This is a genomic window from Pantoea sp. S-LA4, assembly GCF_054482835.1.
Window position 1 is genome coordinate 800063 of the sequence record NZ_JBTLRC010000002.1, and the last position, 26848, is coordinate 826910.

General features: G+C 57.4%; 27 protein-coding genes and 1 pseudogene. 17 read left to right on the forward strand and 11 right to left on the reverse strand.

The annotated features are described in order from the left end of the window. Positions 1-2: 2 nt before the first annotated feature. Both ACX3P5_RS04560 and ACX3P5_RS04565 read right to left on the reverse strand, forming a co-directional pair. Positions 3-1091 carry a tartrate dehydrogenase gene (locus tag ACX3P5_RS04560; RefSeq protein WP_458968346.1) on the reverse strand — a complete coding sequence of 363 codons (1089 nt, stop codon included), beginning with the start codon at positions 1089-1091 and terminating at the stop codon, positions 3-5. Between the two features lie 18 nt (positions 1092-1109). Further along, positions 1110-2420: an MFS transporter gene (locus ACX3P5_RS04565; RefSeq protein WP_233984977.1), complete on the reverse strand. Its 1311-nt coding sequence runs from the start codon at positions 2418-2420 to the stop codon at positions 1110-1112. Positions 2421-2548: 128 nt separating this feature from the next. On the opposite strand from ACX3P5_RS04565, the gene ACX3P5_RS04570 reads away from it, so the two are divergent. The 5 genes from ACX3P5_RS04570 to ACX3P5_RS04590 all read left to right on the forward strand — a co-directional run bounded on the left by ACX3P5_RS04570 (position 2549) and on the right by ACX3P5_RS04590 (position 7239). Further along, on the forward strand, positions 2549-3463 hold the full coding sequence (locus tag ACX3P5_RS04570; protein ID WP_458968347.1) for a LysR family transcriptional regulator: 915 nt from the start codon (positions 2549-2551) through the stop codon (positions 3461-3463). A 279-nt stretch (positions 3464-3742) separates the two neighbouring features. Then, on the forward strand, positions 3743-3964 hold the full coding sequence (locus tag ACX3P5_RS04575; protein ID WP_233984975.1) for a hypothetical protein: 222 nt from the start codon (positions 3743-3745) through the stop codon (positions 3962-3964). Between the two features lie 436 nt (positions 3965-4400). Continuing rightward, positions 4401-5162 carry an alpha/beta fold hydrolase gene (locus tag ACX3P5_RS04580; protein ID WP_233984974.1) on the forward strand — a complete coding sequence of 254 codons (762 nt, stop codon included), beginning with the start codon at positions 4401-4403 and terminating at the stop codon, positions 5160-5162. Between the two features lie 23 nt (positions 5163-5185). After that, positions 5186-5860 (forward strand): heavy metal response regulator transcription factor, encoded by a 675-nt coding sequence (locus tag ACX3P5_RS04585; protein ID WP_233984973.1) that lies wholly within the window; start codon positions 5186-5188, stop codon positions 5858-5860. Beyond that, positions 5857-7239 (forward strand): heavy metal sensor histidine kinase, encoded by a 1383-nt coding sequence (locus ACX3P5_RS04590; protein ID WP_233984972.1) that lies wholly within the window; start codon positions 5857-5859, stop codon positions 7237-7239. The genes ACX3P5_RS04585 and ACX3P5_RS04590 overlap by 4 nt, the downstream gene beginning before the upstream one ends. 131 nt (positions 7240-7370) lie before the next feature. Here ACX3P5_RS04590 and ACX3P5_RS04595 read toward each other — a convergent pair. From ACX3P5_RS04595 to ACX3P5_RS04605, 3 genes and pseudogenes are all read right to left on the reverse strand, one after another. Beyond that, positions 7371-7850: pseudogene (locus ACX3P5_RS04595) on the reverse strand (TetR/AcrR family transcriptional regulator); the annotation flags it as partial. Between the two features lie 319 nt (positions 7851-8169). Further along, entirely contained in the window at positions 8170-8655 is a 486-nt protein-coding gene (locus ACX3P5_RS04600; RefSeq protein WP_458968348.1) for an isochorismatase family protein, read from the reverse strand. 563 nt (positions 8656-9218) lie between these two features. Continuing rightward, the gene (locus ACX3P5_RS04605) at positions 9219-9455 is read right to left on the reverse strand and encodes a DUF2171 domain-containing protein (protein ID WP_233984969.1); all 237 of its coding nucleotides are present in this window, start codon (positions 9453-9455) and stop codon (positions 9219-9221) included. Between the two features lie 322 nt (positions 9456-9777). Here ACX3P5_RS04605 and ACX3P5_RS04610 point away from each other — a divergent pair, with 322 nt between their 5' ends. Further along, the gene (locus ACX3P5_RS04610) at positions 9778-10374 is read left to right on the forward strand and encodes a DUF1349 domain-containing protein (protein WP_233984968.1); all 597 of its coding nucleotides are present in this window, start codon (positions 9778-9780) and stop codon (positions 10372-10374) included. A gap of 204 nt (positions 10375-10578) precedes the next feature. Here the strand turns inward: ACX3P5_RS04610 and ACX3P5_RS04615 are convergent, their stop codons facing one another. From ACX3P5_RS04615 to ACX3P5_RS04625, 3 genes are all read right to left on the reverse strand, one after another. Continuing rightward, positions 10579-11319: an NADPH-dependent F420 reductase gene (locus ACX3P5_RS04615; protein ID WP_336754839.1), complete on the reverse strand. Its 741-nt coding sequence runs from the start codon at positions 11317-11319 to the stop codon at positions 10579-10581. A 30-nt stretch (positions 11320-11349) separates the two neighbouring features. After that, on the reverse strand, positions 11350-11778 hold the full coding sequence (locus ACX3P5_RS04620) for a MarR family winged helix-turn-helix transcriptional regulator (RefSeq protein WP_233984966.1): 429 nt from the start codon (positions 11776-11778) through the stop codon (positions 11350-11352). A gap of 172 nt (positions 11779-11950) precedes the next feature. Further along, positions 11951-12277: a four-helix bundle copper-binding protein gene (locus tag ACX3P5_RS04625; RefSeq protein ID WP_233984965.1), complete on the reverse strand. Its 327-nt coding sequence runs from the start codon at positions 12275-12277 to the stop codon at positions 11951-11953. A gap of 244 nt (positions 12278-12521) precedes the next feature. On the opposite strand from ACX3P5_RS04625, the gene ACX3P5_RS04630 reads away from it, so the two are divergent. The 7 genes from ACX3P5_RS04630 to ACX3P5_RS04660 all read left to right on the forward strand — a co-directional run bounded on the left by ACX3P5_RS04630 (position 12522) and on the right by ACX3P5_RS04660 (position 18817). Next, the gene (locus ACX3P5_RS04630) at positions 12522-13556 is read left to right on the forward strand and encodes a DUF481 domain-containing protein (protein ID WP_233984964.1); all 1035 of its coding nucleotides are present in this window, start codon (positions 12522-12524) and stop codon (positions 13554-13556) included. Positions 13557-13659: 103 nt separating this feature from the next. Continuing rightward, positions 13660-14625 (forward strand): magnesium and cobalt transport protein CorA, encoded by a 966-nt coding sequence (locus ACX3P5_RS04635; RefSeq protein ID WP_094119683.1) that lies wholly within the window; start codon positions 13660-13662, stop codon positions 14623-14625. 388 nt (positions 14626-15013) lie between these two features. Beyond that, positions 15014-16378, forward strand: a complete 1365-nt coding sequence (locus ACX3P5_RS04640; protein WP_458968349.1) for a cytochrome ubiquinol oxidase subunit I — start codon at positions 15014-15016, stop codon at positions 16376-16378. A gap of 9 nt (positions 16379-16387) precedes the next feature. Next, positions 16388-17323 carry a cytochrome d ubiquinol oxidase subunit II gene (locus tag ACX3P5_RS04645; protein ID WP_233984962.1) on the forward strand — a complete coding sequence of 312 codons (936 nt, stop codon included), beginning with the start codon at positions 16388-16390 and terminating at the stop codon, positions 17321-17323. A gap of 65 nt (positions 17324-17388) precedes the next feature. Continuing rightward, a complete protein-coding gene (locus ACX3P5_RS04650; protein WP_233984961.1) occupies positions 17389-17898 on the forward strand; it encodes a hypothetical protein in 510 nt (169 codons plus the stop codon). 12 nt (positions 17899-17910) lie between these two features. Next, the gene (locus ACX3P5_RS04655; RefSeq protein WP_094119596.1) at positions 17911-18360 is read left to right on the forward strand and encodes a DUF421 domain-containing protein; all 450 of its coding nucleotides are present in this window, start codon (positions 17911-17913) and stop codon (positions 18358-18360) included. Positions 18361-18583: 223 nt separating this feature from the next. Continuing rightward, a complete protein-coding gene (locus tag ACX3P5_RS04660) occupies positions 18584-18817 on the forward strand; it encodes a hypothetical protein (RefSeq protein ID WP_233984960.1) in 234 nt (77 codons plus the stop codon). A 19-nt stretch (positions 18818-18836) separates the two neighbouring features. Here ACX3P5_RS04660 and ACX3P5_RS04665 read toward each other — a convergent pair whose 3' ends face one another. Continuing rightward, entirely contained in the window at positions 18837-19727 is an 891-nt protein-coding gene (locus tag ACX3P5_RS04665) for a lipid kinase (protein WP_458968350.1), read from the reverse strand. Between the two features lie 171 nt (positions 19728-19898). Here ACX3P5_RS04665 and ACX3P5_RS04670 point away from each other — a divergent pair, with 171 nt between their 5' ends. The 3 genes from ACX3P5_RS04670 to ACX3P5_RS04680 all read left to right on the forward strand — a co-directional run bounded on the left by ACX3P5_RS04670 (position 19899) and on the right by ACX3P5_RS04680 (position 21072). Then, positions 19899-20171, forward strand: a complete 273-nt coding sequence (locus ACX3P5_RS04670) for a cupin domain-containing protein (RefSeq protein ID WP_094119599.1) — start codon at positions 19899-19901, stop codon at positions 20169-20171. Between the two features lie 18 nt (positions 20172-20189). Continuing rightward, positions 20190-20615: a DUF4186 domain-containing protein gene (locus ACX3P5_RS04675; RefSeq protein WP_458968351.1), complete on the forward strand. Its 426-nt coding sequence runs from the start codon at positions 20190-20192 to the stop codon at positions 20613-20615. A gap of 139 nt (positions 20616-20754) precedes the next feature. After that, positions 20755-21072: a hypothetical protein gene (locus tag ACX3P5_RS04680; protein ID WP_233984957.1), complete on the forward strand. Its 318-nt coding sequence runs from the start codon at positions 20755-20757 to the stop codon at positions 21070-21072. Positions 21073-21119: 47 nt separating this feature from the next. Here the strand turns inward: ACX3P5_RS04680 and ACX3P5_RS04685 are convergent, their stop codons facing one another. Next, a complete protein-coding gene (locus ACX3P5_RS04685; RefSeq protein WP_233984956.1) occupies positions 21120-22349 on the reverse strand; it encodes an AI-2E family transporter in 1230 nt (409 codons plus the stop codon). A gap of 353 nt (positions 22350-22702) precedes the next feature. Between ACX3P5_RS04685 and ACX3P5_RS04690 the strand changes: the two genes are divergently transcribed. After that, positions 22703-23029, forward strand: a complete 327-nt coding sequence (locus tag ACX3P5_RS04690) for a hypothetical protein (protein WP_233984955.1) — start codon at positions 22703-22705, stop codon at positions 23027-23029. A gap of 14 nt (positions 23030-23043) precedes the next feature. Here the strand turns inward: ACX3P5_RS04690 and ACX3P5_RS04695 are convergent, their stop codons facing one another. Continuing rightward, complete coding sequence (locus tag ACX3P5_RS04695) at positions 23044-26808, reverse strand: FAD-dependent oxidoreductase (RefSeq protein WP_458968352.1); 3765 nt, start codon at positions 26806-26808, stop codon at positions 23044-23046. Positions 26809-26848 lie beyond the last annotated feature (40 nt).

Sequence of the window (26848 nt, forward strand, 5' to 3'; positions counted from 1 at the left end):
CGTTATGCACTCTCGGCAACGGTTGAACGGGATTCGATGAACTGCACCACGGCACGCGTAACATCGGCGGTGGTTGCCGTGCCGCCCACATCGGGCGTCAGGATGCCGTGAGTGCAGACATGTTCGATGCCTTCCATGATCAGCGCGGCGGCTTCAGGCTCGCCCAGATGCTCCAGCATCTGTACCGCCGTCCAGAAAGTGGCGATCGGGTTGGCGATGCCCTTACCGGTGATATCAAAGGCTGAGCCGTGGATCGGTTCGAACATCGAAGGAAAACGCCGCTCAGGATCGATGTTCGCCGTCGGCGCTACGCCGAGGCTGCCCGCCAGCGCGCCCGCCAGGTCGGATAAAATATCGGCGTGCAGGTTGGTGGCGACGATGGTATCCAGGCTCTGCGGATGCAGCGTCATGCGGTGCGTCATGGCATCCACCAGCATCTTGTCCCACTGCACATCCGGAAACTCCTGCGCCACCTCAGCGGCAATTTCATCCCACATCACCATGCCATGACGCTGCGCATTGGATTTGGTGACTACCGTCAGCAGCTTACGCGGGCGGGATTGCGCCAGTTTAAAGGCATAACGCATGATGCGCGTGACCCCGACGCGGGTGAAAATCGCCACTTCGGTACCGACTTCTTCCGGCAGACCTCTATGGGCGCGGCCACCGTTGCCGGAGTATTCCCCTTCGGAGTTTTCGCGCACGATCACCCAGTCGAGATCGCCAGGTCCGCGGTTGCGCAGCGGCGAGGTGACGCCAGGCAGAATTTTGGTTGGCCGCACATTGGCGTACTGATCGAATCCCTGGCAAATCGGCAGGCGCAGCCCCCAGAGGGTGATGTGGTCAGGCACATCTGGCGCACCGACCGCGCCGAAATAGATCGCATCGAATTTTTTCAGCGTCTGCAGGCCATCTTCTGGCATCATCACGCCGTAGCGTTTGTAGTAGTCGGAACCCCAGTCGAAGGTCTGAATATCAAATTTCAGCTGCGGATCGCGCTGTGACAGTGCCTTCAGAACCGCAATGCCGGCTGAGATGACCTCAGGGCCGATACCGTCAGCAGGAATAGCGGCAATAGAGTAGTTACGCATGATGTTTCTCCGTATCGATTAATGGGTGTGAGGTTGATGAAGTTCAGTGGTCTGTGGCTTTTTCGCTTTTCCGGACAGTATCAGTACCGTCAGGGCTGAAATCAGCAGCAGTCCGGCCACGAAATAGAGTCCCCAGGTATAGCTGCCGGTTTGCTGGCGGATGATGCCAATCATCATCGGGCCGACAAAGCCGCCGAGGTTGCCAATCGAGTTGATGGCAGCGATGCCAGCCGCTGCCGCTGGCCCGCTCAGGAACAGGGTCGGCATGCTCCAGAGTGGTGGCTTGGATGCGCTGATCCCGACGGTAACCAGCGTCAGGGCGATAATCACTGAGAAAAGGGTGCTGACGCTGCCGGCATAAATCAGTCCGGCCGCGGCCAGCAGACAGGCAGCAATAACGTGCCAGCTGCGCTCGTTGGTCCGGTCGGAGTGGCGCGCCCAGAGGATCATGCCGAGAACGCCGATCACTGCCGGGAAAGCATTGAGGAAGCCGATTTCTAACGATGAGGCACCGAAGCTGTGAATAATCTGCGGTGCCCAGATACCCAGGGTATAAAGGCCGGCCGAGGTGCCAAAATAGACCAGCGCCAGTGCCAGCACCCGCTTATCCGCCAGACCGCGCCATGCGCTGCTGTGGCTCTGTCCCACCGCACGCGCCTGCTCTTCAGCCTGCATGGTGTTTTGCAGCCAGCTCCGCTCCTCTTCGGTCAGCCATTTCGCTTTAGCCGGACGGTCGGTGAGCCAGAACAGCACCACGATGCCCAGCAGTAACGCGGGGATCGCCTCCAGCACGAACATCCACTGCCAGCCGGCAAAGCCCATCAGCCCGTGCATCTCCAGCAGCGCGGCGGAGATCGGTGAGCCCAGCGCGGTAGAGAGCGGCGCTGCGGCCATGAAAATAGCGGTGACCTGCGCACGTTTTACCGCCGGGAACCAGTAGCTGAGATAAAGAATGATGCCCGGAAAGAAACCGGCCTCGGCCACGCCGAGCAGAAAACGCAGAATATAGAAACTGGTGGTGCCCTGCACAAATGCCATACAACCCGAGACCAGTCCCCAGGTAATCATGACGCGGGCGATCCAGATCCGGGCACCGACCTTATGCAGAATCAGGTTAGACGGGACTTCAAACAGAAAGTAGCCAAGAAAGAAAATCCCGGCCCCCATCCCGAAGACCATCGGCGAAAAACCCAGGTCCTGATTCATGGTCAGGGCGGCAAAGCCAATGTTAACCCGGTCGAGAAATGCGATGAAATACAACAGCATGATAAAAGGAATGATCCGCAGCGTTACTTTGCGCATCACCTTTTTTTCGAGGTCATTGTGCATAACAGGATGCTCCACAGTCAGGTAGGGTTGTTATCGTTTTGTTGTGAACTCAGTATGCTGTTTTGACTGGCGTTATCATCGGCAAGGGTTTATATAAATAAGTTGAATAATCTGAATGCGGGCGAAAAATGGATATAAATCAGCTGAGATGCTTCGTGGTGGTAGGTGATGAACTTCACTTCGGCAGGGCAGCCCGCAAGCTTGAAATGATGCCTGCGTCACTCAGCCGCTTTATCCGGTTGCTGGAGGAGGATTTAGGCATACGGCTGCTGAATCGTTCGACCCGGAATGTGACTCTGACCCGGGAAGGCGCAGAGTTTTTGAGTGAGGCTAAGTCCGTGGTTGCTGATTTTGATGCATTACGGTTGCGGTTCCATAAAAACATCGCTGCGCAGAAAAAGACATTGCGGATCGGGGCCATTGACAGCGCGGCGAGGGGATTACTGCCGAAACTGCTCAACCTGTTCGTCAGCGCCTTTCCTGATGCGGATATCCATATCAGCGAAGATAAATCGCACAGCCTGATCCCACGACTGACCTCCGGCTGGCTGGATCTGGTCTTTGTCCGGCCGCCAGAACAGACCGACGTCACCCTGACCACGCGCTTTATTGCCAATGAAACCTGCGTGCTGGCGGTGCCGGCGCATCACCGGCTGGTGGATTACGCGCAGGTGAGCATCGACGATTTTTGCGACGAGCCCGTCATCGTGCCGGAAAGACGCACCCGACCTCACAGCCATGACCTGACGATGAACCTGTTCAGAGCGGCGGGCCGATATCCGGTGATTGCGCAGTATGCCGAGGAAAAACAGACCATCCTGAGCTTTGTCGCTGCCGGGCTGGGCGTGGCGCTCGTTCCTTCCTCTTACCGCAACATGAACGCGGATGGCGTAAAGTACCTGCCGCTGGCACCGGTCAATGATATGGAAATTGAAGGGCTGCCGCTCTGTGTGATATGGCACCAGGGAAACAGGGACAGATATGTGAATGCCGTACTTAATATCCTGGCGGAGAACAGCGAGATATTGACGAAAGATCTGTAGTGATCTTCATGCATACCCAGGGCGCTGGCGAGGTGGAACGGCCGCCAGATCAGACTTCCCGATAGCGTGGTGATGCTTTCGGCCAGATAAGGGCGTTGCCCGTCAGCGCGCCAGCCAGAGAGGATTACCCGTCAAACGCCTGAAAAGCCCGCCGGGTCGGTGATAAACGTAACCACTGGTAAACAAGTTTGAGTTTTAGCCATTCCTGCAGGAAGTCAGCTTTTCACTGGCTATGCTTGTACCTGACTGGAACACGCCAGTTATTACAGGGAAAAAAATATGCAGAAGTTAACGTTTGGCATCATGGTTGCTGGCCTCCTTTTCGGCATGAGCATGCAGGCTGAGGCGAAGGGATGCCTGAAAGGGGCTGCGGTCGGCGGCGTCGCTGGTCATGTTGCCCATCACGGTGTTGCAGGTGCCGCTGCTGGCTGCGCGGTAGGTCATCACATGGCTAAGAAAAAAGAGAAAGAAGCGGAAAATCAACAGCAAAGTCAGAAGTAACACCCTTTAACCTTTGCTACAGCGTTGTTTGAATTAACCCTGGTTCAGTAGCGACTGATATCAGCCAGATTTCAGTCGCTGGCTGGCCAGGGTTGAAAGCCGTGGCATGGTATTAATCAGCGATGAAGCCATAACAGCCTAAAAAATAAAGGATAAAGTGAGGCGCGGCCGGGGCAGCAGAACTCGCAGCCCGAAGCGGACGTTTATTCAGACATTCAGCGAGTCCTTTCAGATGAGCTGACCTTAATCCCCCGTGAACTCTCCCTGAAATCGCTAAGCCCTTTATCTGCTGCAGCAGAACCAGAGAGTTCATCCGTGGTCGGGCCGCGACAACCGTCCGCTTGCCACTGTCATTCTTTTGTCATTACTCGCTCACCCTGATGTCAGGGCCGGTTGCTTATTCTGAAGGTGAACTTTCACAATCAGGAGTATGACAATGAAACTGAATACCATCACCCTGGCCCTGGGTATGCTGCTGGCTGTCGCCGGCGGTGAGGCGCAAGCGCAGTCGCAGCCGGTAAAAAATATTGTGCTGGTACACGGCGCGTTTGTTGGCGGCGCGGGCTGGCGGCCGGTCTATGACCGGCTGACGCATGACGGCTATCAGGTGACACTGGTACAGGAGCCGCTGACCAGTTTTGCAGAGGATGTGACGGCAACGCGACGGATTATCGATCAGCAGAATGGGCCGGTGATTCTGGTCGGCCACAGCTACGGCGGGGCGATCATCAGTGAAGCGGGTAACGACAGTAAAGTGGCAGGGCTGGTCTACATTGCCGCTCATGCGCTGGACAACGGTGAAACCGAGGCCAGCAACGGGAAAAAATTCCCCAACAGCGCCCATCCGTTTGCCCGATCGGCCGATGGCTATCTGACGATTGCGCCACAGTATTATCACAGCGATTTTGCTGCCGACCTGCCCGCCGCGCAGGCTGACTTTGAGGCACATGCGCAGATGCCAACCAACGCCGCGGTGTTCACCGCTAACATTGCCGATCCGGCGTGGAAAACCCGGCCCAGCTGGTACATGGTGGCGAAAGCTGACAAAATTATCAGTCCCGATCTGGAGCGGATGTACGCCCGACGTGCGCACAGCCATACGGTAGAAATTGCCGGTGCCAGCCATTCGGTCTATCAGTCACATCCTGAGGATGTTGTAAAATTGATCGAGCAAGCCGCACAACAGGCACAGCCCTGAAAACAACCCGCGGGAAGAGGCGCATGAAAATTCTGGTGATTGAAGATGAGGCCAAAGCGCGTGATTACATGCGCAAAGGATTGACGGAAGCCGGCTTCATCGTCGACGTGGCGGACAATGGCGTGGATGGTCTGTTCTATGCCCGTGAGCATCACTACGATCTGATCCTGCTCGACGTGATGCTGCCCGGCATCGATGGCTGGCAGGTGATGGCGGAGATGGATCAACAGATCCACACTCCGGTGATCTTCCTGACCGCCAAAGGCACGCTGGAAGATCGCATCAAAGGACTGGAGCTGGGCGCGGATGATTACCTGGTTAAACCCTTTTCCTTTGCCGAACTGCTGGCGCGCGTCCGTACTCAACTGCGGCGCGGCAGCCAGCAGAAGCTGCCGGACATTCTCACGCTGGCCGATTTGCAGCTCGACGTCTTTAAACGCCGCGTCGAGCGCGGTGGCCAGCGCATCGATCTCACCAACAAAGAGTTCAACCTGCTGCACCTGTTCCTGCTGCATCCGGGTGAAGTGCTGACCCGGACGCTGATCGCTTCCCGCGTCTGGGACATGAATTTTGATAGCGACACCAACGTGGTTGATGTGGCGGTGAAGCGTCTGCGTCAGAAAATTGATGGTCCGTTTGCTCAACCACTGATTCACACCGTGCATGGCGTGGGTTATCGCTGCGAAGCCGAAGCGTGAAGCGCCATTCTCTGACGCTGCGTCTGTCGCTGATGCTCAGCGTCACGGTGATCGTTATTTTTTCACTCTGTGGTTACGCGCTTTATCACTCACTGGCAACGCAAATCAGCGTGCGGGACGATGCCGCCCTGCTGACGCGCATCGATCAGATTCGTACGCTGCTGCGCGATGAAGATGCCATCACGCTGATCCAGCAAAAACCCCGCCTGTTTGCCAACATGCTCGGCAATACCGAGTCGTTGCTGGTGCTGCGGTTTCCCGGCCAGCCGCCGCTGATTGTGGTGAATCCGGGACAGCGTCCTCTGCCTGCCATCACGCCGATTCCGGCTGACCAGCCGCTGACGCTGTCGTCGGTGCATCATCTTGTCAGCGCAGGAGGCACGCCGTTTATCTCGGCGGCGGCGCTGGCACCAACCCGCGATGGCAACGGCCAGATTGAGATCGTGACCGGCCGCCTGATGCGAGACCGCACCCAGACTCTGCAGCATTACCGCGACCAGATAGTGCTGGCGACCACGCTGGCGGCCGTGCTGGTGGCGGCCATCAGCATCTGGCTGGTGCGACGCGCGCTGTCGCCGCTGCGCAGCCTGGCGGCAGAGGCGGAAGCGATCGATGTGCGTCATTTAGCACGACGGATGCCCGGACAGGCGCAGGCGGAATTAGAGCCGCTGGTGGCGGCGTTTAATCAGATGCTGAGTCGCCTCGAAACCGGCTATCAGCAGTTGAGTCAGGTCTCGGCGGATATGGCGCATGAACTGCGCACGCCCATCGGCACGCTGCTGGGGCAGACCGAAGTGGCGCTGAGCCAGACCCGCAGCCTGGGTGATTATCAGGCGTTGCTCGGCTCCAACTACGAAGAACTGGAACGGCTGGCGAAGATGATCGACAACATGCTGTTTCTTGCCAGAGCGGAAGATGCCAGTCAGGCACGGGATGAACAGCGTATCGATCTGGCGTCGCTGGGCGAGAAGCTGCGGAGCTATTTCGATGATATGGCGGAGGAAAAAGCGATGCGGCTGGAGATGGCGTTAAACGGTGAACTGCAGGCCGATCCGCTGTTGCTGCAACGCGCGCTGGCCAACCTGATGGCCAATGCGCTGCGCTATGGCGATGCCGGCACGCCGGTGAGAATCAGTAGCAGGATACTGCCATCGGCGGTCGAACTGGTGGTGGAAAATCACGGCCCGACGCTGAGCGCTGACCAGCAGGCACGCGTTTTTGATCGTTTCTGGCGCGCCGATGCGTCACGGCATCAGGGCAGCAGCGGGTTAGGGCTCGCTATTGTGCGCAGCATTATGCAACGCCATCAGGGACGTTGTGAGGTGCAGAGTGCGCACGGCATCACGCGCTTCACGCTGCGCTTTCCACAGCCGGCGTGATCGCCGGAACATGACAGTCAGGCATATGTGCCTTAGCGGCGGGTCTGGTGACGGAGACGTTTGCGGGTGACCCGATGATAGCAATAGGCCAGCGAAAAAGTGACACAAAGCAGCCTGTTGCTGGTCGACAGCAATCCACTCGCCAGCAGGCTGAAGGCTTCAATCGCTTTTGGCAGCGTGATGGCAGGGTTCTCGCTCGCTGCGACCCAAAGGGCGGCATTAAAAGCCGAACCATTGAGTAAGCGCGCGGCCGCTTCAGTATCGACCGGCCTGAGCGCGCCGCTTGCAGCCATTTCCGCCAGTGCGCTGCAGGTGGCGTCGAGACAGGCATTCTGGCTCGGCCAGCGGCTGGGATCGCCAGAAAAGCCGGGCCATCCAGCAAGACGATACGCTGCACTTCCGGGTCGAGCACCATTTCAATGTAAACGGCTCCCTCCCACATCAGTTTTTCCCAGTCCGAATCGGCGGTAGCGGCCACCTCTCTGGCACGCAGCGCGATCTCGCTGTCGACCTGCGACACCACCGCGGCCAGCAGCCCATTTTTATCACCGAAATGATGATACAGCGCACCGCGGGTGAGCCCGACGCTGGCGGATTGAGGCGGCGGCCAATCCCCGTTCGGCAAAGGCTTCCTGGCAGCAAAAACCAGTTTGCTACCGTGCTGGAGATTAAAAATGAAATATGGACAGAGGCGCCTTAGCCGAACAGGACCGCGGTAGGCGGGTTTTGATTTTGAAATTAAGGTAATTGCCCGGCTGCCTGAGCCGGCGGATAACCGCTGATGCTGGGCGTCTGACGCTGATTCAATGGTGGCGGGCCGCTTTGTGGCAAGAGACCGCCGGTGGAAGGCATACCGGCGGTCTGATCGGGGCAATGTGGGTTCCGCTGCCTGAACCTGGCGCGGTTGAGTTCAGTGCCTGTTACTCCACGCTACACCGGACACCGGACACGGAGACCGGAGAGGGCGAGATCGCTCAGCGCGCGGGAAGGCGCGGCACAGCCTGCTGCGATAATGTGGACTTTCATGGCCTGGCTCTGGGGTGAGAGCGCCGTATGCGTCACACAGTGCTGGGTCATCATGCCGGTGAGATAGATATCGGTAATACCGTGTTCGCTGAGTAACGCTTCAAGATTGGTGTTAAAAAAGCTGTCCGCTTCCGCCTTAACCACCACGGGTGCATTCTCCAGCGCCGCCGCGATATCAGGATGAAACGCGGCGCCTGCGGTATCCGGACGGAAAAACGGCGCTTCAGCCGTGGCGATATGCTGAACGCCGACGATCAGCCATCCCTTTTCCCGCGCGTCATCAATCGCGTTAACGGCCGCCTTGCACGCCTCTTCGGCGGCCTCAAGCGGAAAGGCTCCGCCGGGGAAATAGTCATTCTGAATATCAATCACGATCAGGGCATTTTTCATGGTGAATCCTTTATTAGCAGGGAGGAAAGAAAACTTTTTGGTCAGCTACCCGGTCACGACCGCGCCGATGATGAATATCTTCCCGGCGACCGCATCGCATTAGCTGCCCGGTAAGCGGGCAGGGCATTGTATCGGTGGCATCAGGCCAGCCGATCATCGCCCGATCACGGCGACGTTGTTGTGGCTGAAGCCGTTACCCGTTTCTGATGTCAGGCCAGCCACAGCAGCGGCATTGTATTGATAGTGCCGAAAGCAGTGAAAATATCCTGAAGGCCGCTTTGGTTTGAAGGATGTTTGGGGCTGGGGGTTTTATTTTAAGACAGCTTATTCTTAGCGCAGCGGGATAGAAAATTAAACGTCGTCTTATACTTTGAATATCTGTTTCTGAATATTAATGGCGATAAAAGTTGTCTGCTTATTTGAGGAGTGGATTTAACGATCGCTGAGGGGATGAGTGTTATGGATTGCCCGTTATGAGGGTAAGTTATGGGGAGAGATAATGTTGAAGATAAAATTGCATTGCCACGAAAAGTAGTGCCGTGGCCTGGGCCACGGCCAGCGAATCAGGCTGATTGCCACTCGCTTTCAACATCTGCCTTCGCTTTGGAGAGAATGACTTTATTATCATCCACCTCTTTCACCCAGCTAAAGGGAATAATATGGTGTTGTCCACCCGCTTCAGGATCGCTTTTTGCCAGCTTAATTTTGTCATCGCCTTCAAAATGGTCAACAATCCCTACGTGTTCACCATTAACATCAACGACCTGAGCGTGGTCTAAAATTTGTGATTTATCTACCATGGTGATTTCTCCTTATTCGTTTGTGAGGTCATCGCCTCAGACGAATTAATCCTGGCTGCTGAACCTGAATTACGCCAGTATATTAACAAAATGAAATATTTTTAGCTTAACATCCTGCATAATAAAGGCTTATTTGGCGGATATATAAGACCACTTAATAATGAAAATAATATTGTCGCTGCGTTGGCTCAGGCCAATAGCGAACGCGAATACAGACTTTGCGAATCGCTTTCCATCATCAGCGCTTCAGCGACGCATCAGTTGAAGGCCGCTAAGATAGAGGAGAGTTCTGCACGGCCAGTCCACCTCAACAGGAGACGTAATGACAGTCATCGATTCGTTTAACCACCAGGGTGGCGTCTGGATTAACCCGCCACCGCACCACCGCCTTGAAAAAGATCAACTACGCTTCGAAACGGCGCTTAACAGCGATTTCTGGCAGCGCACCTGGTACGGTTTTGAGCGGCACAGCGGGCACGCTTATGGATTCTGGATCGATGAGGACTTTACCGTACAGGTGCAGGTCAGGGCGGATTTCAGCCAGCTCTACGATCAGGCCGGGCTGTTTATTCAGGATGATGAGACGCACTGGGTTAAGGCGGGAATTGAATTTAATGATGACCAGCCCGCGATGGGCTGTGTGGTGACGCGCGAAAGATCCGACTGGTCAACCGGTCTGTTTCCCGGCGATCCGCGCACCTTCTGGCTGCGGGCGACGCTGGTTAATGAGGCGCTGCGCATTCAGTACTCCAGTGATGGTGAGCACTGGCCGCTGTTACGTCTCTGTCCGTGGCCAGGCCATGCGCGGCGCTTTGTCGGAGTGATGGGTTGCTCACCCGAACGCCAGGGGCTGGCGATCGGTTTTAGTGACTTCATCATCAGCCCGCCGTCCGGCAAAGCGCTGCACGACCTGTCGTAAACGGTGCATAGCCGTGAGAGATCAGCGACTCGCTGAGATCCACTCCCACGGCTGAGTGTTGCATTCAGAGGGGACGCGCTGCCTCTGCTGCGGCGCGGTATCGGCAGGAATCCCCGCGACAAGCGACGTCGCTGCATCCTCTGTCTGAAACTCAGCACACCGGCTCAGGACACCGCTGCGTTTAATCGGGTCATGCTTTGCTCTTTACTCCTTTCTGGCCGTCACAGCCCGGTTGCGCGCCACGATCGCCTCGTGTGTCAGCTCTCCGGCAGACATAAACTCTTTGATTAACGCATCGCGGTTGAGCGGCGCGCGTTGGCGATCGGCGGCCTGCAGGGCAGCAATCAGCGCCGGCTTTGTCAGTTCGGTACAGTAGGCGGGCGTGCCCGGCTGCTGACGCCATGAGTCATTCAGCAATCCGGCATCAACCGCATCAAAACCGGTCGCCTCGACCAGTGACATCGCGACCGCTCTGGCCTGCGGATCGTCACCGGCTACCGGGATCGCCAGACGTCCGGGCTGATCCGCCGGCTGGCCTTTATCGGCCAGCGTTGCCGCCAGCACCGCATTCCACGCTTTGATCACCGGACGATGCAGCTGCTCGCTGGCCCAGTCACTTTCCGTCTGACCATTCCGGAGTGCCGCGATATCGCCGTCACGGAACGGATAGTAGTTGCTGGTATCAATAATGATCGCTTCTGACGGCGCGGCGTTTAACAGGCTGGTCATCAGCGGATGTTTATCAAACGGGATCGCCAGGATAATCACCTCTGCATCCTGAACCGCAGCCTCGCGCGTTACTGCCGTGGCACCCACTTCGCTTGCCAGTGCCTGAATAGAGTCAGGGCCGCGTGAGTTAGCCAGCCGGATACGGTGACCGGCGGCGGCCAGTTTACGTGCCAGGGTTGCGCCGATATTGCCTGCGCCAATAATGCTGATATTCATCGTCTGCCTCGTTGTGGTTGAGAGTGATTACTACGCCGGATGGGCGAAGTTGAGCAGGGTGTCGCGCAGCGCAGCCAGTTGCTGATCCGTCATGTTGCAGGCGGATTTGATGCTGTCGGTGATTGACCACAGCGTCTGCTGCAGCGCGGCACCCTCATCAGTCAGCGTAATCAGAACGCGCCGCTCATCATGACGATCGCGGGTACGCACGATCCGGCCAGCCGATTCCAGGCGCTTGAGAACCGGCGTGATGGTGCCGGTATCCATGCCCAGTTTCATACCCAGATCGCCCACGGTGCGCGGCGTCTCGCTGAACAGCTCCAGCATCACCAGATATTGCGGAAAGGTCAGGCCGAGCGGATCTAAAAAGGGCTTATGCATCCGGTTCATCCGGCTGGCCGCGCCATACAGGGCGAACGACAGTTGTTTGCCGATGTCGGCACGAGACTCGCTGCTCATCTTTTTACCTTGTGTTTGATTATCTAGTGCAACAGATAAAAGTGTAGGGTAAGTGACGCAGAGATTAAAGGCGGCAGCGCAGGTAATTTGTGCGGTTTTCAGACCGGCTCTATCGGGCAGGGCTGTTCGCCCCTGGCCGATAGGCACAGGGGCGATGCCGGTATCAGGACGCTCAGGCGGCCATGTTACGGCACGCTTCAGCGCAGTGGTGACAGGCTTTAGCGCAGTGCTGGCAGTGATCGTGCTGATGCTGACCGCACTCATCGCCGCACTGCTGGCAGACTTCAGCACACAGCTGGCAGAGCTGGCGGGCCGACTCACTTTGCAGGGTCATAAACTGTGCCGCGAGACGGCAGATATTGGCGCACTGCATATCCAGCCGGATACAGTTTCGCATCATCTCAAGGTTCTCTTCCTGCAGGCAGGACGCCGCGCAGTTATCGCAGGCCGCCGCACACAGATAACAGGCCTCAATGCACTTTTTAAATTCTTCGTTCATGTTGCCTCCTTTATTTCTGTTTCGGGTTACCTCCTTAATCCTGGAAAAGATCGCGAATTATGCAAATAACGAATAAGTTAATAACCTTTTCCGCACTTCGCTTATTTTTGCTGCAGTGGCCAACTGATAAACGGTGCCTGTTAAGCGACATTGCATATCGGCGCGATATAGTCTTAATTATTAAGCCTGAATCAGCGGTGCCTCATTGCCCGTAAAAGACGACGACGCCTTAACAGGGAACGCTATGCATCGCATCACTGGCCCGAAGCAACACCTCATCAGTCCGCTATTGGTGGTGGGCCTCTGTGCCGGATGGGCAGAGCAGGCCGCTGCGGATACCGTCTGGCTGAATAATGGCGACCGGCTGACCGGCACGGTGCGCTATCTGAGCGACGGTAAACTGGCGATCGAGACTGCCTATGCCGGCACGGTGACCCTCGACTGGAATGTGGTCAGTACCCTGGCGAGCGATAATCCGGTCAACGTCGAAAACAAAAAGACCGGCGAGCACTATCAGGTGCGGCTCTCCTCCTCCGATCCGGGTTATGTCTGGGTGGAACGCAATGAGCGCGAAGAGAAAGTCTCGGTAAAGCGTATCGATGAGTTTATGAAAGCCAAAGTGCGCACCGATCAGCTGTCGTGGACCGGCAATATCGACGCCGGCATGAAGGTCAAAAAAGCCTCGACCAAAACCGACGATTACAGTTTTTCCCTCAATACCAAACTGGCGCAGGGCAAATGGCGTCACGATATCGGTGCAACCTACAACCGCGAGCAGGAGAATGAAGACGTCAATACCGACAACTACAGCCTGCGCTACGCCTTTGATTACCTGTTCAGAGAACAGTTCTTCTGGCAAACCCGCGCCACCTACAAACGCGACTGGGTAGAGGATCTTTCGCGTCAGGCTCTGATTGGCACCGGTCCCGGCTACCAGCTGTGGGATACCGAACTGAGTGCTTTCTCGGTGTCGATACTGGGCGGCGCTTTTGGCTATGGCTACAGCGATGGCCGCGAGGAGAATCATTTTGGCGCGTCGGTGCGCTGGAGCTACCAGCGTTACCTGCTGGGCAAATCGGTCACGCTCTACAGTAACGGCGACGTCGGCCATTCGCTGGATGATGATGGGGTATTTACGCTGGATGCGGAGGTGGGCCTGCGTTATACCCTGACCTCCTGGTCAACCCTGCATCTGGGCTATCACCGCAACCTGGTCAGCGGCACGCCGGACACCCTGAATGAAGGCACATTCTCCACCGGCTTAGGCGTGAAGTGGTAAGGCCGGTCGCGTTAATGGTTGCAGCAAATCTTTACCGTTTTTCTTAGGATGCCGGCCCGGCTTTGACTAAGCTGCTGATACCGATAAAGGGAGAATGCAGAAGATGATCGTAAGCAGCAGGGTCTATCGTCCGGGATGCGCAGGCGAAGAGGTGGATGTTGAGCAGATCAGTGAAGTAATTAAACAGCCGGATGCCTTTATCTGGCTGGGCCTGTGGCAGCCTGATCCGGCATTCATGGCGAAAATTAAAGAGGAGTTCGGGCTACACGAACTGGCGGTTGAAGATGCGCTTTACGCCCATCAGCGGCCGAAAATTGAGCATTATGGCGAATCGCTGTTTATCGTGGTCAAGACGGTACGCGCCAGAGATGACAGTTGCGAACTGGGCGAAACCCATTTCTTTGTCGGAAAAAACTTTCTGATCAGCATCCGTCACGGCGCTTCGGAGAGCTACTCCCCGGTACGTCAGCGGGCTGCGGAGAATCCGGCGTTGCTTAAACTGGGACCCGGTTATCCGCTCTATTGCCTGCTCGACTTTATTGTTGATCGCTATGCTGAACTCTCAACCTCGCTGAATGAGCGGGTCGGGCAGATGGAGAACGATCTGTTCAAAAGCGAGTTTGATCGTCAGTCGGTGCAGGCGGTCTACACCTTGCGTCGTCATCTGCTGACGCTGCGTAACGCTGCGCTGCCGCTGGAGGAGATCTGTAACCAGCTTATTCACCTGCATGAAGATCTGATCCCCCGTCCGCTGCGGGCCTATATTCGCGACGTGCAGGATCACGCACGTCATGTGGTGACCGACGCTGAGGATATGCGCGAGATGCTGACCAGCGCCATGCAGGTCAATCTGGCGCTGGTGACGGTGCAGCAGAACGAGGTGGTAAAAAAACTGGCGGGCTGGGGCGCGATTCTGGTGATCCCGACCGTGGTATTCAGCATGTATGGCATGAACTTTGAACATATGCCGGAGCTGAAGTCCCTGTATGGTTACCCGCTGGCGGTGGGCATCACGCTGCTGGCGTGCGGCGGACTGTGGGCAAAACTCCGCCGTTCAGGCTGGCTGTAGCGGCAGAGACCGCGGAGAGATGACGCGGCAGCTTATTAACGCGCTGCGCTTAATCTTATTTAAGCGCAGCGATAACCAACGCAGAAAATAATCATTTTCATCCCTTGAGTCACGTCATTATCAATTCAGAATAATCCTGAGATGGCCCGGTTTCTTTATTCCGGCCAATCCTTAACTAGCTGCCTTTATATTTCTTCGCTACGCTGATAATACCTTGTTAAATACGTCGCCCCGGCGAAAAACCGTTTGCGTTGCTGATATTTCAGCAGTAGCCGGTGAGACGTGCTTATAACCGGAGACATTCTGATGACAGAACGGACTCATCCTCTGCGCCTGGTCCTCTCTGGCGATGGCCCGCTTGCGCACGTCGCTAAGGGTACGTCCGATCGTGAATGAGAACGACTGGGTGTTAATCATTGCCCGGGCGCAGTTTGCGCTGACGATGGGGATGCATATTACCCTGGCGGCACTGACGCTGGGGCTGGCACCCTTTCTGGTATGGTTTGAAGCGCGCTGGCTGTGGGGAAAACAGCAGGCTGCCCGTGATGCGCTGCACTTCTGGCTGACGATTTTCTCCCTGACGGTGGCGATTGGCGCGGTTTCGGGCGTGGTGATGGAGTTTCAGTTCGGTACCCACTGGGCGCGCTTCTCTCATCAGGTGGGTGGCGTTATCGGTCCGCTGATGTTTTACGAAGTGCTGGTCGCCTTTTTTCTCGAATCGGCGCTGACCGGCGTGATGCTGTTTGGCTTTAACCGCATCCGTCCTGGCGTGCATTTTGTCGTCACCTGTCTGGTGGCGTTCGGGGCGCTGCTTAGCGCGTTCTGGATACTGGCGGCCAACTCATGGATGCATACGCCAGTCGGCTTCACCCGCGATGAGAACGGCGTTTTTCTCGCTGACAGCTGGCAATCGATTTTGCTGTCACCTTCCTTTCCGTGGCGCTTCAGCCATATGGTGATGGCGTCACTGATTGCCGTGGCGGTGCTGATTATGGGCGTGGCGGCCTGGCGGCTGCGGCATTTCAAGGCGGAGGCCGCGTCGCGACTGATGCTCAACAGCGCGCTGACCTTTCTGCTGATCGCCGTTCCGGTGCAGATCGTACTCGGCGATCTGCACGGTGAAAATACCCGCGACTATCAGCCCGCCAAACTGGCCGCCATCGAAGGCGGCTGGCATCCGCCTGCGCCGGGAGAGGGCGAGCCGCTGCGGCTGTTTGCCGTGCCGGATCAACAGGCGCAGCGCAACCATCTGGAGATCAGCCTGCCCAATCTCGGATCGCTTTATCTGCGGCACAATCTTTCCGGCCACATCAAAAGCCTGAGTGAATTTCCCGCCGATGCGATCCCGCCGGTGCTGCCGGTCTTTTTCGCCTTTCGCCTGATGGTGGGGCTGGGGATGACGATCTTACTGACCACGCTGGTGGCGAACCTGCAGCGCTGGCGTGGACGGCTGCCGGTTTCGTGGCGCTTACTGCGCTGGCTGACGTGGCTCACGCCAGCGGGCTTTGTCGCGCTGCTGTCGGGCTGGGTGGTCACCGAGGTCGGGCGGCAGCCGTGGACGGTCTACGGCATGGTGCGCACCGCTCAGAGCGTGTCGCCGCTGGCGCTGAGCACCACGCTGGGCATTTTTCTGGCGGTACTGCTGATCTACGCGCTGGTGTTTGCCCTCGGCTTACACTATCTGCTGCGCCGGATTAAAGGTGAACTGCCGTCGGGAAACCCGGTGGTCATTCAGCTGAAAACGCCCAATTAGGAGTTCGTCATGGCCGATCTCTCTGCGTTGATCATCTGTTTCTCGCTGCTGCTCTATCTGCTGCTGGATGGCACCGACCTCGGCGTGGGTATGCTGTTCTTCTGGTTTCACGATAATCAGCAGCGTGAACTGATGACCCACAGCATTCTGCCGGTCTGGGATGCTAATGAGACCTGGCTGGTGCTGGCCGCAGGCGGTTTACTGGCGCTGTTTCCCCCGGTCTACAGTCTGCTGCTCAGTGAGTTAAGCGCGCCGCTGTTTGTTATGTTACTGGCGCTGGTGGTACGGGCGATGGCGCTGGAGTATCGCGCCCAGAGCAGCACCCGGCTGCGCCACTGGCTCGATCGTATCATGGCCAGCAGTTCGGCCCTGGCGACCTTTATTCAGGGCTGGTGCGCCGGGATGATCATCAGCGCTCAGCCGCATAGCGGCCTGCCTGACGGGCTCAGCCTGGTTCCGCTGATCAGCGGCGCAGGCTTAATGGCGATCAATTCGCTGCTGGCCTGCTGCTGGATCGGCTGGCGCATCGGGGAGAAGGTTCAGCCGCTGGCCGAAGCGCAGAGCTGGCTGTGGTGGCTGCTGGCGCTGATGCTGTTTCTGCTTGAGCTCTATCTTAACGCCGACCTCTGGCAGCAAAGCTGGCAGCGACCGCTGGGTAAAGTGGCTGGCGTGGCGATTGTCATGCTGTGGATTGCTTTGCCGTTGGCGCTGTGGCGCGCCCGACCGTTGGTGCAACTGATTGTGACGCTGATGCTGATAGCTGCGGTATTTATCGGCCTGCTGTGCGGTCTCTATCCCTGGTTAGTGCCGTACCATTTCGCCATCAATGACAGTGCATCGGCCCCGGCCACCCAGGGTTTTGTGCTGGTGGGGGCGGCGATCGCCATGCCGCTGACGCTGCTTTACCACAGCTGGTCGTTCTGGATTGAACGTCGCGGTAAATAATCGGACTCCCGCTATGCTTTAGTCAGCGTTCAGTTTGGTTTGTGCAGACAGGAGACGATGCCACAGTGAAAAAAGATCATATCAGCAGTCGGGATTACCCGATCAAAGAAGATGTTCGCTGGATACGCCGCGAATGGCTGATTCAGCGCGTTGGCGAGTACCTCCTGATCTTGCTGGTGATTCTGGGTGCCTGCGGACTCTTTTCAAAAGGGGTGCTGAGTAATGGCACAACCCAGTCGCCGGATGGCGCGATTCAGGTGGAATATGAGCGGTTTGGCCGGGTTCAGAGCAACATGGATATGACCATCCGGCTCCGGTCGCCACAGGCGGAGCAGTTCAGCGTCACCCTGGGTAGCGGGGCGCTGGATAATCTGCAGATCCAGACGCTGCAGCCGCAGCCGCTGGAGGCGATCACCATCGGCAGCGATCTGCGGCTGACCTTCTCGTCGCGTGATACCGGTCCGGATCACGCTATCTGGCTCGGTTTGCAACCGCGCAGTCCTGGCCGGGTCCACGTCAGCGTCAGCAGCGGCGATCGTCCGCCGGCCCGTTTTACCCAATGGATTTATCCCTGACAGGAGTGCGTTATGGAAACGGTATTACGTGCAGCGGGTATCTATCTGGTGCTGATGGTGGTGATCAAAATTGCCGGCAGACGCACCCTGCTGCAGATGACCTCGTTCGATTTAATCCTGCTGTTGATTATCAGTGAAGCGACCCAGCAGGCGCTGCTGGGAGACGATTTTTCGGTCACCGGGGCTGCCCTGACCATTATCACGCTGGTCACGATCGATATCCTGCTGGGGAAACTGAAAAATCGTTTTCCGGTGGTGGAGCAGGCGATTGATGGCGGGCCGGTGATTCTGGTGGAGCATGGCAATTTACTGACTGAACGGATGAAAATGACCGGCATCAGCCCTGATGATGTGCTGGAAGCCGCGCGCTCCAGTCAGGGGCTGGAGCGTTTTGATCAGATTAAATATGCGGTGCTGGAGGTGAACGGCCACATTTCTGTCATCCCGCAGCCGCAAAAATAATCACCTTCTGGCCGTGCTGTCGCAGAGTGGTTTGCCGGTACGGCTTTTTTATTTCGTATCAATAAATTAGCCGCTGGCGGCTTTTGCCTCACGCTTCGCTTATTCCTGCCGTTTCCCTTGTGATTCTGTGGATTTCGTTCAGACTTAGCTTTCCACTCACGTTTTTATAACCAGAGCTGGCCTGACTCCCAATCAGCGTTATGCTTTCACGGTCAGGTTTAAAGTGAATAATTTTAGTCGTTTTACCTTCTATCCGGTCACCGGCTGGCATGTCGGGCCGTTACCCGGTCATCAGGCGCTGGTGCTGCAATTTGGCTACCACGATCCTCAGGCACCCTTCACCAAACGTCAGCAGGAGTCACTCTATTTCGGCATGACGATTGAGATGGCGAAAAAGCTGGTGGTTAACCTGTCAGAACATATTGATTACGCAGAAGAAAATGCGGAAAAGCCCTGATTCTACTGTTGTCACCGGCTCAGGGTTTATCTGACGGCGCATACACCTTTAGCGCATTCGCAATCAGGCGAAAATGTGCTGGCGTCTGTCCGACAATCTCGCCGTCCGCATTAATGTCATGCGGGCGACGGGTCTCAATGGTCAGTTCGGTCGTCGAAAATGCCCGTACGTTACGCCAGCGCCCCTGCGTGCCACGCCGCAGGTAGGGCAGCAGCGCGATCAACTGCCAGCTCTGTTGCAATTCCAGACTGTAAACATCCAGCAGACCATCATCAGGAGCGGCCTGCTGTTCAACCGTCATGCCGCCGCCATAAAACCGTCCGTTGCCCACTGAGATCTGTACGGTTTTAATCGGCGTCCGTTCGCCCTGATGGATCAGCGTGGCGCTGAAAGGGCGACTCTGACGGAGCAGCCGGAAGGCGGCCAGCGCATAGCCGGCAACGCCCCAGCGCTTTTTCGATTCTGCCGTCAGATGATGCGCCAGCTGTGCGGAAAAACCGATGCTGGAGACGTTAAGGAACAGATGCTGGTTCACTTCGCCAAGATCGACCGGGCGCAGTTGTCCATCCGCGATAATCTTCACCGCCTGCTCCAGACGCGGACTGATGCCCAGGGTTCGGGCGAAATCATTGGCGGTGCCGAGCGGTAAAATGCCGAGCGGCAGACCGGTTTGCATCAGACCGGGCGCAGCGGCATTGAGGGTGCCGTCACCGCCGCCGACAATCACCGCATCAACGCGATCCGCATAGGCGCCGATCAGTTCGCTGTAGCTGCGCGATTCCTGTTCATCCGGTTGCAGCAATCGAATGCCGTGGTCGGCGAGCAGCTCTCTGGCGCGGCTGGCGTCGGTTTGTCCTTTACGTGAACGCTGATTAATCAATAGCAGGGCGGTTTTAACCTGTTCAGACATCGCTGTGGCCTATCCTTATGGCATTACAAAAGTCATGAGCCGGCAAGTACAGCACCTGTTGTGCCAGGGAACAACCCGCCTTGCGCTACTTTACGCAGCGCGACAGGCGTACCGACTGATAATAAAGATCGTCTACACTGCTAATGTTCAGGTCCACACGCAGGAGGAACAATGACGGAACACGAATTCAGAACGTTGTTAGCCGAACAGGGTTTTGATGAGCCGGTACTGGTTGAGCGCGCACCCGCCACGCAACTCGATAATCATGTCCATCCCTTTGAGGCGCTGGCCCTGATTCTCAGTGGTGATATCACCATCAGCACCGAACAGAGCGATACCACCTATCATCCCGGCGACACCTTCCATCTTCAGCCGAATGAACTGCATCGTGAGGCGTTTGGCCCGCAGGGTGTGCGTTATCTGGCGGGACGGAAATACGATTAAACCGGCTATCGGGATGCTATGACCTCTTTTGACGATCTTTTTAACCGCCTGGCGCAGTCACCGTTTCGCCAGCGCTTTCGGCTGGGGCGTGCAGAATATGACTATGTTCGCAGCCGGGATGAGGCGACACTGCGCCAGCATGCGGCAGAGTTTATCGCCCGGCGGCTGGCACCGGCCCGGCCCGCTAACGACGGTAAGCAGACGCCGATGCGCGGCCATCCGGTGTTTATCGCCCAGCATGCGACCGCTACCTGTTGCCGTGGCTGTCTCAGTAAATGCCACCAGATTGCTCCGGACCAGCCGCTCAGCGCGGAGCAGCAGGCGTATGTGGTAGCGGTGCTGCTGCAGTGGATAGCGGCTCAGATGCAGCGGCCGGCACCGGCTGCCCGACCGCAAAAAGCGCAGGTGAAACCGGATGACGATCCGCAACTGGCGTTATGGTGAGGGGGGAATATCGGGCGAATAGCGCTTTTTCTGGCGAAAACTGGCCCTTTTTCATTCCTGGTTTATTCTTAAATCTTTCCTGGCAGCGCTATGCCAGGATTAAAACCTGACACGGCAACTATTCAATACAGAGGGAATTATGAAGAAAACAATTATTGCACTGTCTGCTATTTTACTGGCTTCGCCAGTCTTTGCCGCGACCACCACAGACAACACCGTTGCGGAAGCGCATAAAGGCGCGGATACCGCTAAAGAAAAACTGCATCAGACGCAGCATCAGGGCGAAGAGATGAAACTCAAGTCCGAGCATGCGGCTGAAGGCAAAAGTGATGCCACCAGCAGCAAAGTGACCGAAGGGGCGCAGAAAGGCTGGAACAAGACCAAAGAAGGCACCGAGAAAGGCTGGGATAAAACCAAGCAGGGTGCTGAAGACCTGAAAAACAAAGCGACCAACTAAGTCGGCTGTTTTGCAGAAAAAAGAAACCCACCCTAAGGTGGGTTTTTTTATTTCTTACTCGCGCTGGCGTTTTTTTCCGCTTCGGCGGCGGCCAGTGCCGAGACTTTGATCTCCGCTTCGGCGGCGGCATCGGCTGCCGCTGCGGCGGCTTCAGCAGCAGCTTCGGCGGCGGTATCTGACTGCTTCTTGCCTTCCTCGATCACCTCTTCATCAATCTCTTCGATATTCTCGCGGTTGTCGCGGCCCGACAGCAGATTCCAGCAGGCGATAAACAGCGCGGCGATCACCGGACCGATCACAAAGCCATTAATGCCGTAGATTTCCATGCCGCCCAGCGTGGCGATCAGGATCAGGTAGTCCGGCATTTTGGTATCTTTGCCTACCAGCAGCGGACGCAGAATGTTATCCACCAGCCCAACAATCACCACGAAGAAGCCGACCAGGAACAGACCTTTCCACAGTGCGCCGGTCGCAAAGAAGAAGATGGCCGCCGGTACCCAGATGATGGCAGAACCCACCGCCGGGATCAGTGACAGGAACGCCATCAGCGCGCCCCACAGCAGGCTGCCGTCGATGCCGGTAAACCAGAATGCCAGACCGCCGAGTATCCCCTGAACGATCCCGACCACCACGGTGCCTTTCACCGTGGCGCGCGCCACTGCAGCGAACTTCACCATCAGGTGATGCTTAACGTAGGTCGACAGCGGTAACGCTTCCAGAATCAGATGCACCAGGTAGGAACCATCTTTCAGCAGGAAAAACAGCAGGTAGAGCATCACGCCAAAGCCGACGGTAAAGCTAAAAGTGCCTTTACCGATGATGAAAGCGCTGCCCGCCACATACTGTCCTCCCTTCAGGGCGAACGACGAGAGCCTCTCCTGAATCTGGGTGGCGTTATCCAGATTATTTTCAGCCAGGTAATGTTTCGCCCAGCGCGGCAGATGCTGCAACAGGTCGGCAAACACCACCGGGAACTGCGCCGAGTTGGTCTGGAGCTTGTGATAGACCGCATTGGTTTCCACCACCAGCGACGAGGCGATAATCGCCAGTGGCGTGAACACAATCAGACAGATACAGAGCAGGGTCAGCAAGGCGGCCAGGCCGTTGCGTTCGCCCAGCCGGGTACGCAGGTAGGTTTTTAGCGGATGGAAAATAACCGCCAGAATCGCCGCCCAGAGAATCGGCGAGAAATAGGGTGAAAGCACCTCAAAAAAGGCGAGAGTCGCAATCGCCAGAATCAGAATGAAAAATCCGATATTCAATCCTTTAAAACGCATGGAAAAACCTCATGGTAAACGTCCCCTGAAAACCCTGAATGCCGTCTGTTCTGCGCATAGTCTCGCTTACGCGAGGGCTATCCGGCGAATTTCGCGTCAGGCTTTGACTCTGTAACAGCTGCCAGCAACAACACTATTCTGGCTAACAATTTGAAAGATAAGGTGGAAATAATAAACGGAGCGATCCCGCTCACAACCTGACTTTGCTGACGGAAAGCGCTTCGCTTTATTCCGACGCGCTAAATCCTACCTTAGCGTAGCGGTTTCGCCCATTATTGGTAGCAAACAGATTCACGATCGCAGGTTGCGCTGCCGATATACCGCTAAGGGCAATGAAACGATGGCGGTCAATCATGAACAGAATAGTGATGTCAGGCGTGCTGGTAATGCTGCTAAGCGGCTGCGCCACCAAACAGTATCCACAGGCAGCCGTGGTAACGCCGGAAGAGACGGCGATGCTGGATTGCAAAATGCTGGATCAGGAGATCGTGAAAGCGCACGACGTGCAGGGCGAGATTGATCACACCGGCCGTTTCGATGCGCTGACCCTGTTGGGGTTCGTCGGGGATTTCGGTCTCGGTAATGGCATTGCGAAGCTCAGCGCCAGCCATAAGGCGGATACGCGACTGCAACAGTTGCAGTCGCTAAAAGCCGCAAAGTGCAGCCAGCGTCTGGCGTAGCTGGCTGACGCCGGTCAGACCCGCGTGCGCTGGCTGACGTGCTGCATCCTGACATTTTCCGCCGCGCGTTTACCGGCGAGGAAGGCGTGATCGGAATTGTAATACTCCCACTCGCTGTAACGGCCGGAGAGATGGACATCCTGGGTCAGCAGCCACTGCCGGATCAGCGCTACGTTGCGGCTGCGCGCATGGTCATAGACCACATAGGCGTAGGGCATATCAACCTGTGACGCGCAGAGCAGCGGATCGTCAGCGCGGATCATCCCGACCCGGATGCAGTCCTGACGGCAGCGCTCAATCAGCGCTTCGCCCTCCAGCGGCAGCGGGTTGGCGGCATTGTAGGTGATCTCGCAGGTTAAGCCGAAACCGCCCGGCGGATTGCAGTGCGGACTGGCATTGCCCTGGACGAAAATGCGATGAAACAGCGTATCGCCGGGATAGTAGATCCAGTGTTTTTCGGTCAGGTCAGCGCGGCCAATCCCCAGATTAACGCAGCGTACCGAAACAAACTGCAGCTGCTGTGCCGCCTGCTGCACGTTTTCCGGTACCTCATCGCCCATCAGTTTAATCAGTTCCGGCAGCGGCATGGTGCTGATGAGTTGCTGATAACGGTAGTAGCGTCCGTCGGCCAGCAGCGCAACGTGCGCCTGCGGATGAAGACGAATCAGGCGTGCCCCGGTTTCAAGCTGGCATTTGAGATGCGGCAGAAATCCGGACATCAACGCCTGGAAGCCGCCACGCAGCGGATAGCCAAAGCGGGCATTGGGACCGACCGGTTTCGCCAGCGGCTGCAGCGCGCCATCAATAATCTGCGCCAGATCCGGCAGCGGTACCCGGCCACCGAGCCACGAGGTTTCCATCTCTGTCAGCGGCACTTTCCACAGCTTCTGGTTATAGGGCAGGGCGAAGTGACGTGCGATGCCTTTACCCCAGGTGCGCAGGATAAAATGCTGGAAATCCTCTTCCTCCTGCACCTCGCCAACGCTGTTGCCCTCATCAGGCAGCGCACCGTCGGCGCAGCAGTCTCGTCGCTGACGTGCCCGCTCCAGCGGCACGGTGACCGGCGCGCTTTCGCCGTAGCGGGCTTCAATCGCGCCCAGCACACACTCCTTCACCACCTCAATCGGCAGACCATGCAGCGCTGACTGGAACGGATAGCGGGTAAAAACGCCGTCGGTATAGACCCAGGCTTCACGCGCCTGCCAGTGCAGGTTGTCGCCCAGCAACATCTCATACAGCTGCAGCACATACGGGTCCTGCGAAAACATAATGTGACCGGCGTAATCGAAGGTGAACCCCTGATCTTCAACCGATCGGCACCAGCCGCCGGGCGTGGCATTTTTTTCCAGCAGTACCGCGCCTTCGCCATAGTGATAACCGGCGCTCAGGCCGGTCGGACCGGCACCGATAATCAGGCAGGGAACCGCCTCGCTCTCCAGCATCGCCGGGGTTAATGCGCTGACGTTGGCCTGCGGCTCTGCCAGCGATGCGGCGGGCGTGGTGAGGGACTGCTTGCGGCTTAACGCCTGCTGGATCAGCTGATCGACCTGCTCTGCCGTGCGGTCCCACGAAGTGGCATCGACTTTTGCCTGCATTTTGCCAGCCAGCGTCAGCCGGTCGGCCGCACTCAGCGCGATGGCCCGTTCACAGGCGGCGATGAACTGCTGATGATCGCCGGCGACCGCCACCTCATCGGCATAATGGCGGGCGACATCGATGATGGCGGTACTGACAATCGGCAGCTGCGCGGCCATGTATTCCAGCACTTTGGTGGGTGAAATGTAGCGGGTCGAGGCGTTGAGGGCGAAGGGCATCAGACAGACATCCCAGCCGGCAAGAAACTGTGGCAGCGCCTGATAGGGCTGCTGGCCGAGCCAGTGAATATTGTCGCGCTGCGGCAGGCTGGCCGGATCGATTTTCACCACCGGACCGACCATAACAATCTGCCAGTCGGGGTGCGAGTCAGCCAGCGCGGCGATCAGCGGCAAATCGATGCGCTCATCCAGCACGCCGTAATACCCGAGGCGCTGCGCAGGAATCGTATCCTGCAACGGATGACGGTTGCTGCGATCGCGCGCCTGCTCGAAGTGGACCGCATCCACGCTGCTTGGGAAGCAGTACACCTGCGGATGTTTATCGCGTTTGGCTTCATACAGACTGGAGCCGCCGGTCAGCACCAGATCGGCGCGGGTCATCAGCGCGGATTCACGCTGCTGTAGCTGGCGCGGCGCATTGTGAAAGGCAGAAAGTTCATCCATGCAGTCATAAATCACCAGCGCCGGATTAAACGGCGTCAGCAGCGGCAGCGCCATCGGCGTATAAAACCAGACCAGCGGCTGTTCATCTTCTTCCAGCAAGGGCGCCAGCAGCAGTTGCAGCGGCGCAATCTGGCTGTCGTGAAAGCCCGCAGCCTGAATATCCGTATGCGGCTGGATCACCGTAATATTGGCTGCCGGCTGGCTCTGATGCAGCCCTGGCGGCCCGGCTTGCCAGACCGGCTCCTCGACAAACAGCACCCGATAGTGCTGCGCCAGGCGCGTCAGCAACTGCTGCGGGCGCTGAAAAACAAATCTCCAACGTAAATGACTGAAAACAATGAGTACGGGTGGGTTCATAGTGGGCTCCTGACGATGCCGTTGTGATTGCTGGATGTGTTGCAGGGTTTGCTGCGCCTGGTGTAATGCGTGGGCATAAGGTTGCTGTAACTGACGGGCGTAAGGATCGGGACCGAGCCGATCGAGATCCCATAAGCCGCTGCGGGTCCAGAAGGCTGGCTCCTCCCACAGCGGGCGATCGAGGATCGGATAGAGGCAGATGCCGAGCAGATCGACAGCCGCCAGCTGCGCCTGCGCTACTTCGGCGGCGATCTGGCTGATCCAGGCGCCGCGTCCGCTGCCGACATGGCTGGTTTCTGCCAGCAGCAGCGGGCGCTGATAGCGCTGATAAACCTGCTGCAACAGCTGATGCAGCGGCACACGGCGGGGATCGCCCAGATGCCAGTAGAGGCGCCGATTCGAGCCCTGTTCCCACTGGTTGTCGTGGTAGTAATTCACGCCGATCAGGTCGAGATAGCGCGCAGCCCCGCCGAGTTCGGGATACAGCCTGCCGCTCAGCATGTCCCACGCCTGATACTGGGTTTCGCGCATCCGCGCGGCGGTCTCCGCGCTGCTGGGATCGGCAGGATCGGCAACGATGTGGATCAGCGGATCGCAATGCAACAGGCGCGCCCGCGGATCGGCCTGCCAGATGGCTTCGCAGGCCGCCAGCGTGGCGCGCACCAGCTGCCGTTTGGCTGCATCGGCCCGATCCGCTGCCGTACAGTCGCCAGCGGCAAATAGGCCAACCGAAATGCCCCAGCTGAGAAAAGAGATTTCATTCATTGGCGAATAGACCGGCGCGGTGCGATACCACGGGGCCAGAAACTGTGCCAGCGCACCGCAGAAGGCGGCGAAACGGCTGACAAAGTCGCGATCAAACAGGCTGACACCGTCGGGCCAGCCGTAGTGGCAGAAGGTCCAGCTGATCTGGATGCCCTGCTGCTGCGCCGCCTGCATCCGGGCAGCCACGTCTGAAAAGTCATAGCGGCCATGCCGTTCGCACAAACGCCAGCCCGCACTTTCGCGTACGGTGCGGATAGCAAAGGGCGCCAGCGCGGCGTAATCCTCTGCTGCACGCGCCTGGTGTTGATTGAGCGCATTCATCGACAGCGCAACACCGGCGGGATTAACGTGATCGGCACCTTCATAGCCGGCCTGCCAGAAACTGATAAAGGGGGTCATGGCATCTCCCATAAAACAGCAACAGTTCGCCCGCTGACAG